This window comes from Candidatus Syntrophosphaera thermopropionivorans, from assembly GCF_004353895.1.
GTDB classification, from domain to species: domain Bacteria; phylum Cloacimonadota; class Cloacimonadia; order Cloacimonadales; family Cloacimonadaceae; genus Syntrophosphaera; species Syntrophosphaera thermopropionivorans.
In genome coordinates, this window is the sequence record NZ_SMOG01000007.1 from 52,823 (window position 1) to 63,948 (window position 11,126).

The following is an 11,126-nucleotide window of genomic DNA, read 5'->3' on the forward strand; positions in this document are numbered from 1 at the left end:
TTATGACTCTAAAATAGGTGGCAGACGACGTTTGAAAGCAGAATATTGAATCATTCTTTCCACTTTTTGATAAAGTTCCACGGGATAGGAAAGATTCTCTGTGGCAGAAATACTTAAATGAAGTTCTGTCAATTCATAAACTATCTCATCCAGAACGGGGTAAGATATCCCTATTTCTTGTTCATCAGATTGACCGGGCCAAAGGTCTGCCGTAGGAGTCTTATTTATTATTTTTTCGGGAATATTTAGAATCTTTGCCAGTTTCCAGACCTCTGTTTTGTAAAGATGACCGATAGGTTCAAAAGCACAAGCAGAATCACCAAATTGAGTAAAATAGCCTATCATAAGTTCTGTTCTATTACTTGTCCCTAAAACTAATGCCTTCAATTTGGCGCTAAAATCATAAAGAACACACATTCTGATACGAGCGAGCCAGTTGCCAATCCGCATATGGTCAGCTTCCGGAGCATAGGTTTCAAAGTAGGCTTTAGTTATAGCAGTTATATCAATAATCTGATAATTTATTCCGAGCTGTTTTGCTAAATCTCTGGCATCAGCTACAGATTCGGCATTGCTGGTCTCATAGGGCATTATTAAAGCCGTAACATTTTGGGCACCAATAGCTTCAACCGCCAGAGCAGTACTTACAGCAGAATCTACTCCTCCAGATAATCCTACCACTAATCTATCTCTTTCTGCATTTGATAAATAGCTACGAATAAATTCAATTATCCTTTCTTTTTCTTTATACAAATCAAGATTCCGCATTCTTTCTCCCTATCTTATTTGTTTTATTCTAAAAATTTCTCCTTTAATTTCAGTCAAGGATAAATCCATAGGACTAAAAGGCAAGATAAAGATATAGGTAATTGCGTCAGAATAAATAATCTGCTTTAGGCATAGCTCATTCCCACTCTATTATATATAATTTATGTCCAACTGATGTCCAGCTCATGTCCGAAATCGGACATAAGCTCTATATAAACTGGTTATTTATGGGATAAGAACAAGCTAAGGAACTAATAATCAATAATGGTGTACAAATGTCCTCCTCTGCACCAAAAAATATTCAGGGATTACCGACTGCGCAGACTTTAAAAAAAGCTTGAGAATTGTTTTCTGAATCTAAGATAAAAAAAGGATTGTTAGAAGAGCCAAGATATTCCCATATTCCACTGGGGTTCAATGAATAATAAATATTATAGGAGATATTATAAATCGGAGTTCCATCCAAAGCTTGATTAACAGGGTCCCAGTTTAGATATAATAAATCAGAGTTCTTTATAATTCTAACATTCTGCGGCACCTGGGGAATGCTCATATTTCTGTATTCATAAGCTCCAATATCAATATAATTTTCCATAATACGAGGGTTTCCCGCAAGGTCAAAAAGATAAAGCGAAATATCTGTAGATGGATTGCCACTATTCCTACAGGGTGAATTCTGATGTAATCGCCAATCTGCAGCTAAACCATCCAGATTCAGGCTGTTATCAATGGTTGGTTGAATAAATTGTGGATTTCCAGTTATATTGTGATTACCGTATTGACTGTCTTGCCAGGGTTCATTTTCCCAACTAATATTAAAAGCTGCCAGACCATTTTCAATATCATTATAGTCAAAGAATTGACTGGGTCCGTCGGTTCTAATGCCAATTTGTCCCTGAGAACTGCTGTTTCCCCAGATAATATTATTATAGCAATCTGCATAGCCTCTAATATACAAACCTCCAGGACCTCCATTGGGATAATTTATGGTAGCAGAATTATTACAGATGGTATTATTTATAATAGAATTCCCAGAAGCATAAGATGAAGCAAAAAATCCACCACCTTGATGAGAAGTTCCATTATTGACAATAAGATTATTTAAGCAAAGATAATGACAATTATTTTTAAGAGCAATTCCACCTCCGCCATTTTGAGCATAATTATTGGAAAATTTACTGCAAATGATATAATGACTTCCTCCACAAAGAGTTATACCGCCTCCCATTTTTCCTGCACTGTTAGATTTAAAGGTGCAATGTTCTATATAGAGAGAAGTCTGATGGTTCAAATCTGGCAAAGAAGTAAAAATAGCTCCTCCATCATAATTGGCTGAACAATTATAGAAAAAACAATTTTTTACTTTAAAACTACTATTCTTGGCATATAAAGCACCACCACTATCAGCTGTGGCATAACTGAAACAGCAATTTTCTATAAGTAATCTGGAACTATTCAAAACCCGGATTATGCCTCCATTTTTGTCCTGACTATCCTGCCTCGCATCTCCCCTGCTTAAAGAACAATAACGAAATATAGTAGAATCATTGCTGGAAGCTATGTCTTGCATAAGAATTCCACGCCACTTTTGTGTATTTGATGTGGTGCTGAATTTAATACTATCTGAGAAAGTGCCTATAGCCTGTAATCTACCCTGGATTTTTAAAGTATAATATCCCTGAAATTGTAATTCTACTCCGGGATTAAGTGTTAAACTTTCTCCCTCAGGAATGATTATATTGCCATTAATCAGATAAGGTGAACCTGCAACACTCCATACACCACTGACATTCCCTCCCGAAATAACTGTAGCTGCAGATAAAAAACAAGAAAAAAGTATCAACAAAACACTGCACAGACACCGCATATTTTTGTTCCTTTTTCCAAAATATTGCAATCCTTTAAAAAGATAATTATATTTTTGTCAATTAAATTTTATAGTTTGAGTGTGTGGTAAAGGCAAAAAGTATCCCCAGAAAATCTGACAAACCAGCCTCCTTATTCTCCTGGTATCGCTTCATCTATTTACGAACTTTCTTAACTGAGGTTTAATAGGTTAGGGTACAAGGCTTTATCCCATACTTTAGCGCATCTTGAACCATTCTTATACGATATCTCCTGACATCTTCCTTATCGCTAATGATTATGTTTTCTATATAGGTTTTCATAAAGGTTGCACTCGCTCTATCTGTCACAATAACTACCAATTATATAGACTTTAATCTTATTCTTTATAAGTTTTCTTCTGTTCTTATTTATTATCTACGGGTTTGAGATACCTTTTCCCTTTACTAACCAGAAAGTTGTTTTAGCATTAGAGCGCACTTAGGATGTAAAGTAAGTTCACCACCACCTATGCGTACTCTATTTATTTTAGCTTTTTTTAAATTCTTTAAAAGGCAATTGAATACTTCATCACTCATCATAGTTCTTGGATAGGGGAAAAGAGGGTTATTACAGTAGACACATTGTAAATCACAGGCATCGGTAAAATTCACAGAAAGTATAGGTGGTTTTGGTAGATCAGGTAATTTAAATGGATATTTTAATTGAATTAGTTTCTTTAATGGGATGCCCTTTTTCAAGGCATAAACTTTAAAATATATATAATAATAAGAATACGAAGCCCTCCAGGCGAAATCCTGAAACTTGTTAAATTCGTATTCTTTTTTATTTTCTATAATCTATATTTGATTTCTACTCTATGAAATTTACCGAAGCCTTTTTATAATGTAATTAAAATGAAGACTCCATTATTATTTTTAAAATTTATTTTTTTACTTCATCAATATCATTTTGCGTGTGGCTGAGAATTTTCCAGAACGCATATGATAGTAATAGATACCACTGCTGACAGGTGAACCCTTCTGGTCTGTCCCATTCCAGGCAATCTGATGAAAACCTGCAGGGTATTCAGTATTTACAAGATTTTTAACCAGTTGTCCTTTTTGATTGTAGATATCCAGAGTCACCAGACCAGGGGTAGCTAATTCAAATCTAATTGTGGTTTCAGGATTAAATGGATTAGGATAATTGCCATACAAAGTAGTAACTAATTGAGGAACAGTATAATCATTATTAGGAGTGGCTTGATAAATATTTCCACTGCGATTCCAGGTTCCCAGATAGCAATACCATTCATAAGATTGAGCGGGACGCTTCACATCTATTACATAGATAGATTCATCGTTTGGAATCACGATATCAATATCTCCATCTCTATCTATATCAGTCAAAGCAGCAGATACTTTTATATTACCACCAATCGGAATAGGGAAATTAGGAGATTCAGTGCCATCAACTCTAACGCTATGCAAATAGCCATCGGAATCTCCAAAAATAATTCCAGCATAGTTATCACCATCAAACCGAGCTACAACGGGAGTGCATTCTACAGATTGATTGATAGAAAGAGGTGTATTGGGATAATCTGCTCCAGAAGGAGTGATTACATTAATATTGCCTGAGGCAGTAATCACAATTATTTCTTTTGTTCCGTTATTATCCACATCAGCTACCACAGCACCAGTCTTGATTTGTCCCCCTAAATTTTTTTGGAAAAGCAAGGTTCCATCGTGATTATAAGCCAGAACATTACCAGTAGCGGTAGTTGTAACTATGATTTCAGGATAATTATCATCATCCAGATTAGCGATGGTTATAGGATTTTGAGAACCTCCTTGCATAGAAACCGGGAAGCCGGGTATATTTTGAGCATTAGTGCTATTGATTGCATTTAAATTGCCAGTCATAGTTGCGACAATTATTTCATGATGTCCATCTCCATTTAAATCACCAATAGCAGGAATTCCAAGACAAATACCCTGCGCTGAAACTGGGAAATTAGGATAAGCAGTGCCATCCGGATTGAGAACAACAATATTTCCAGTCTGGGTGAGAGCAATTATTTGCTGAGAATCATCCATAGCAAGGGAAGCGATAACAGGTCCATTACGAAGAATTCCACCTGAGGGAACCGACCAGAGAATGGTTCCGTGCTGATTGAAAAGCACGATGTCATTATTTTGCAAACAGGCTGCAAATTCTAAAGCACCATCATAATTCACATCTCCCATTGCCAGTGAACCAATGATGGCAGAACCCAAATTGAGAGGAAATCCTTCCAGTTCGGTTCTTCCATCAGGTTTTAAGATATGCACAATTCCGGTTGGTTCTGAAACGACTATCTCTTTATCCGAGTTAGAGTCCAAATTATATATTATAGGACTGGAAGTAGAAGCTCCACTGAAATTTAGGGGCCAACCCACTTGATTCAAAGTGAGTGGTATATTAAGAGGAAGGACTCTGTTATAGGGATAATCAGCAGATTGATTGGCGGTTACCGTAAGTTCAAAAGGAATAGGTTCTGAAGGTAATGTGGCGACTGTTTGAAAAATGAAAGGTTGATTATTATTCCACATAGTACTACCGGCAATTATAGTTCCATAATTAGCAGTATTTTCTATAATTGTGACCCCAGGATAAGTAGTAGAAAGAGTAACACTAAGGTTTTGTGCATCCAACCAGGCAAGACCAGTGTAAGGGTCTATATAATTATTCAAGGAAACTTTTAGCTTTATAGTCTCTCCAGGATTAGGAATGCCATCACCGTCACCCTGGATTTCTTCCAGTGAGTAATCTTCAATGGTTATATAGGGAATCTTATCATACATAGTAGCGGCAAAGGCATTTACTCTTCCCGCACCAAGCATTCCTACATAATCAGGATTTTTGTCATAAATATAATCAGCGGTATGCATTACTCTTTGCATTAACTGTTGAGGGGTCAATTCAGGATTTAGAGCTTTAACCAATGCACAGACACCTGCGACAATAGGTGAAGCCATAGAAGTGCCACTATTGGATTCATAACCGTTGTTAGCGATAATTGTAGAAAGGATATTTTCTCCTGGAGCGCAGATATCAATGGTTGCACCATAATCAGAAAAACTGGATTTAATATCATTGCGTCCCGTTGATGCCACGCAGAATGCATTGGTGCAATCTGCAGGATAATCCTGATAAGAACTATTATGTTCAGTATTTTCATTTCCAGCCGCAGTGACCACTAAAGCACCGAGATTGGTAACATAATTAACAATAGAATTGGGGTAAGCTCCATTTCCAACGCTTCCCCAGCTGGCATTGATGATATCTGCTCCCACTTCTCCAGCATATTTAACCTGGTCATAGGCAAAAGAAATACCCTGTGATGGAGAGGAATCTGGAGCGCCTTTGCAGATGATTAGTGAAACTATTGGTGAGGTTCCAACCACTCCTATGGCATTATTTCCAACTGCTCCAGCACAGCCAGCAACATGAGTGCCATGATAATTGCTTGCATAATTCTGAATAGGATTATTATCATTAGTATAAAAATCCCAGCCAACCAGGTCATCTATTTTATTTCCACCTTCTCCAGCATCAATTCCATCACCACCGGATATAGTACCAGCATCCCAATTAATAGTCATACCGGGAGCTTCAGCAGGATTAATCCAGATATTACCCCGAAGGTCAGGATGATTCCATTTCACACCAGAATCGGTTATAGCAACTTTAACATTATGAGAACCCTGGATATAATCCCAAGCGTCATAACTTCTGATAACATCATGGACATATTGTTGGGTGATAAGAGGGTCATCGGGAACAAACTTGCTGCGAACAATACCTTCCAATTCAGCGTAAATAAGGTTTTTATCATTAGATAAAGCTTCCACTGCTTCATCTATATTATCATCAGATGCTAAAGTTAAGCGATAGGTGTTTTGAAGATATAAGCCGTTGTCATTCCAGGTGGGATCTTTAACATAGGGATGCATCTGTTGCATATCTACTATTCTATACTCCAGAGCGAGCTTATCAAAGGAGGAGATACCAGTTTGAACAACACCTTCATTTTTAGTAAAATCAATTTTTCCAGTATCATTACCAATAGCTGTTTTAGTAAAGCATACTATAATAGATTTTGAGACGAAATAATCAGGATCAAATTTAATGGCAAAGATAGCTGTTATTGCCACTATAAGAGAGATGATAATAATAAATCTTTTCATTTTTACCTCGGGAAAATGGTTTATAAACTTCATAATTAAAATAGATGTTTTAGTCAATCCTTAAAATTATCATTGTAGCTCATCAGTACAGGATAAGTTTTTCTTTTTCAGCGTATTGACGAAAGTAAATGTCTTTAATTAAACTATTTTGGGGATTTATTAATTCTGGGTCTTGAGCTATAATCTGGAAGGCATCTTTACGTGCTAATTTAAGGATTGGCTGATCGGAAAATAAATTGGCAAATTTGAAATGAGGTAAACCGGATTGTTCTGTGCCGAAGATTTCTCCTGGTCCTCTTAATTCCAGATCCTTTTCTGCTATGAGGAAACCATCTGTAGTAGAGGCTAAAGTGGCAAGTCTTTCTCTCGCTATATTAGTCGCAGGCATATGTTCTATAAGATAGCAATAAGCTTGTTGTCCACCTCTTCCAACTCTACCTCTGAGTTGATGTAATTGAGCTAAACCAAAACGTTCTGCGTGTTCAACTATCATTACCGTGGCATTAGGAATATCAAGTCCTACTTCAATAACTGTAGTAGAGACCAGAATTTTTATTTCTCCATCTTTGAAACGACGCATTATATCTTCTTTTTCCTTAGAAGACATTTTCCCATGGATAAGAATGCAGGAGTATTGAGGGAATATTTTAGTAGATATATAATGATGCATTCTTTGAGCATCCAAGAGGTCAACCTTATCAGATTCTTCAATGAGAGGACAGACAATATATACCTGTCTTCCTTTTTCCAGTTCTTTTGCCACTTCTTTATAGACCAGATCAATTTTTTGACTGGAACGGATGAGGGTTGTGACTGGGATACGATTAGGTGGAAGTTCATCAATAATACTAACTTCCAGGTCTCCATAAACAGTGAGAGAAAGGGAACGGGGAATGGGAGTAGCACTTAGATAGAGTAAGTCTGGATGTTTGTGTTTTCGGGCTAAAGCAGCTCTTTGTTGAACTCCAAAACGATGTTGTTCATCAATAGCAACAAAACCTAATTTATCAAAAGAGATTTCGCGCTGGATAAGTGCGTGAGTGCCAATAATGATATCCGCATTTCCTTCTCTTATATCGGTTTTTGTTTGTTCTTTACCTTTATAGGTTCCCCCTTTTAGCAATGCTACTTTTACTGGTAAACCTTCTAATAATCTGGTGATATTATGGTAATGTTGATCTGCCAGTATTTCTGTGGGAGCCATAAGTGCAGCTTGATAACCATTTTCAACAGCCAAAAGCATAGCAAAGAGGGTAACAATAGTTTTTCCCGAACCGACATCACCTTGAAGTAAACGAGACATCTGTTTATCCGAGGTCATATCAGCAAAAATCTCATTTATAACACGTATTTGAGCATTAGTCAGTTTAAAGGGGAGCTTATGATATAGCTGAGCTGTAAGTTGTCTTTTATTCTCAAAACGGATACCTTTAATTTCTTCCATGTGATAATGTTTATGTCGTGCCCAGAGTAGTTGAGAATAGAAGAATTCTTCATAGACAAATCTTTTATGTATCTCATCAAGTTCTTCTGGATGGAGTGAGAAATGCATCTTTTGCAAGGCAATTTTCCGGGGAAGAAAGCCATATTTGGCAAGGACAAACTCAGGTAGATTTTCTTCAATTTTATCCACATATTCTTCAAAAGCATTATAGATGATACGACGGAAGAATTTTTGAGTTAGATTCCCGGTTAAAGGATACACCGGCAGGTATTCTCTCTTTTTCCAGAAGTCACTCTCTTCTTCTTCATTTACAAATTCAATTTCGGGATGCATTAGCTGGAGTTGTCCATTATATTCTGAAAGAGTACCAGAAACCCAGAGTAAATTTCCTGGTTTGAATTTTTGGCTGTAATCTTTAGGATAATTGAACCAGGTGCAGATTAAAGTAGAATGTCCATCGCTCACTCCAACATTAAGCATATATTTCCCATTTTTGGTAGATTTTTCATTGACCCAGGATATCATTGTGGTCATCGCAATGCTATCTCCAGGATTAAGCTCAAAAATAGCTGGTTCAATTTTACGATGGATATAATCACGAGGAAAATACTCAAATAAATCCATTACCGTATTAATACCAATTTTAGCAAGCTGTTTGGCACGTGCTTCTCCTACACCCTTAATAAATTTAACAGGAGTGGATGTATCTTTTATATATGCCTTTATGTCCTTTTTATCCATATAGACATAATGTTGAAATGACATTTTTTGTCAATATCTGCAGGAATTCAGCAGGGTCACTGGTATAATTAAGCATATAATACTTTTATAAGAGTGATTTTTTTCTTGACCACAATGCGTCAAAAGATAGAGAGGTAACTTCATATAAGTGTATAAGTTTTTATAAGTTAGACAAATAGAAAGTACAAAGTTATTATCATATTGAGAAGGAGAATACTATGAAAATCGGGAAGAAGCTTATACCTATAATCCTGATAGCGATTGTAGCGTCCTGTGCTTTTGCCAAGACAGGTGGTACAGAACCCCCCCAACTGTCTACTTCCAAAAATCAAAGCTCAATGTTTGTGAATGACGAGGGGATTAATCCTGTAGTTAAAGTCGTGCGTGATGTCAGAGAATCCGTGGTGCAGATAAAAGTAGAGGCAAAAGTTAATGTGCCCGCAATTACCAATCCATTCTTTGATGACCCTCTATTCAAATATTTCTTTCCAGAGATTCCGAGGGAAATGCAGAGAAAGATAACTTCTATGGGTAGTGGTTTTATTTATGAATTCAATCCACAAACCAGGGAAGCCTATATTATGACCAATAATCATGTGGTGGAAAAAGGTAAGGAAGGGACAATCACTGTTACCCTTGCAGATAAGATTAATTATACTGCAGAAGTAGTAGGTTTGGATCCAAGCACGGATGTAGCGGTCATTAAGATTAAGGTTAAAGAAGGGGAGAAAGTTACTATTGCGCCCTTAGGAGATTCTTCCAAACTGGAGATTGGAGAATGGGCAATTGCTATTGGAAATCCTTTTGGAGATGTAGGTCTGGATAGAACGGTTACTTTAGGAGTTATTTCCGCTATAGGAAGGTCAAATTTAAATTTTGGAACCAATTCTCCTATTTATCAAGATTATATACAGACTGATGCAGCGATCAATCCTGGTAATAGTGGTGGACCTCTTTTAAATATAAATGGAGAGGTGATAGGAATTAATTCAGCTATTACCAGCACCAGCGGTGGAAATATCGGAATTGGTTTTGCTATTCCCATAAATTTAGCTAAGCGAGTGGTAGAAGACCTGGTAGCTACAGGGAAGGTTACTCGTGCTTATATAGGTATTTTACCACAAGAAATAACAGCTGACTTAATGGAAGCTTTTGACCTTTCCGAAGTTTCAGGGGTGCTTGTAGCAAAAGTGGAGAAGGATTCTCCCGCAGATAAAGCTGGAATTCAAGTGGGCGATGTGATTATTGAATTCAATGGCGAAAAAGTGCCCAATGTATCCAAATTTCGTATTGCCGTTGCAACTTCTAAACCAGGAGTTCAGGTTCCCGTTAAAGTAATCCGAAATAAAGATACTTTAACTCTACATATCACCTTGGATGTTTATCCAGAAGATAAATTAGCCAGCACAGAAAAATCTACTAAAGCTGATACCAACGCAGGTATAACCGTTGTTTCAATTGATAGTCCTTATGCAAGACAAAACAACATTAAAGCTGATCGGGGTGTGGTAGTTAGTGCAGTTGCACCAGATACACCAGCTGCTCGTGCCGGAATCCAGCCTGGTTATATCATTTTAAAAGTTGGAAATACCGAAGTTAATAGCCCAGAAGAATACAATGCTGCTATGGAAAATGCGATAAAGACAATGAAAGAAAAATCAAGTAATACCATTGTTCTTTATGTGCAGGACCGCAGCAAAAATGAACAGTTTGTAGTGCTGCGTTTCAATAGTTAACTTACCAATAGACAATTAAAAAGCTCCATCTGAATGATGGAGCTTTTTTTTAAAATAGGCTCTCACAGATTACACAGATTGCACAGATTAAAGGTTGTTTATTAGTGGGAAGGTGATTAGGAATGGGAGCACGCAGATTACGCAGATAGCGCAGATATAAATCTTCGTTCTTTGAACAATTAAAACAAGGATTGAAAAAAATGTTCCCACAGATAACAAAGATTGCACAGATAAAGGGGTTGTATTAGGATAGGGATTAAAATGGGCTCTCACAAATTACACAGATTAAAGACTGTTTATAGTGGAAGGTGATTAGAAATGGAAGCACGCAGATTACGCAGATAGCGCAGATATAAATCTTCGTTCTTTGAACAATTA

Annotated in this window: 6 protein-coding genes; 1 reads left to right on the top strand and 5 read right to left on the bottom strand. The window is 36.9% G+C overall.

All coding sequences use genetic code 11. The annotated features are described in order from the left end of the window. From E0946_RS03650 to recG, 5 genes are all read right to left on the bottom strand, one after another. A complete protein-coding gene (locus E0946_RS03650; RefSeq protein ID WP_133201112.1) occupies positions 1 to 768 on the bottom strand; it encodes an NAD+ synthase in 768 nt (255 codons plus the stop codon). A gap of 301 nt (positions 769 to 1,069) precedes the next feature. Further along, the gene (locus E0946_RS03655) at positions 1,070 to 2,635 is read right to left on the bottom strand and encodes a choice-of-anchor Q domain-containing protein (protein ID WP_133201113.1); all 1,566 of its coding nucleotides are present in this window, start codon (positions 2,633 to 2,635) and stop codon (positions 1,070 to 1,072) included. Between the two features lie 424 nt (positions 2,636 to 3,059). Beyond that, positions 3,060 to 3,353, bottom strand: coding sequence for a radical SAM family protein (locus E0946_RS03660; RefSeq protein WP_165942072.1), 294 nt, complete (start codon positions 3,351 to 3,353; stop codon positions 3,060 to 3,062). A gap of 192 nt (positions 3,354 to 3,545) precedes the next feature. Beyond that, positions 3,546 to 6,827, bottom strand: coding sequence for a S8 family serine peptidase (locus E0946_RS03665; protein WP_165942073.1), 3,282 nt, complete (start codon positions 6,825 to 6,827; stop codon positions 3,546 to 3,548). A gap of 82 nt (positions 6,828 to 6,909) precedes the next feature. Then, complete coding sequence (gene recG, locus E0946_RS03670; RefSeq protein ID WP_243713742.1) at positions 6,910 to 9,036, bottom strand: ATP-dependent DNA helicase RecG; 2,127 nt, start codon at positions 9,034 to 9,036, stop codon at positions 6,910 to 6,912. Between the two features lie 194 nt (positions 9,037 to 9,230). On the opposite strand from recG, the gene E0946_RS03675 reads away from it, so the two are divergent. Further along, positions 9,231 to 10,748 carry a Do family serine endopeptidase gene (locus tag E0946_RS03675; protein ID WP_133201116.1) on the top strand — a complete coding sequence of 506 codons (1,518 nt, stop codon included), beginning with the start codon at positions 9,231 to 9,233 and terminating at the stop codon, positions 10,746 to 10,748. Positions 10,749 to 11,126 lie beyond the last annotated feature (378 nt).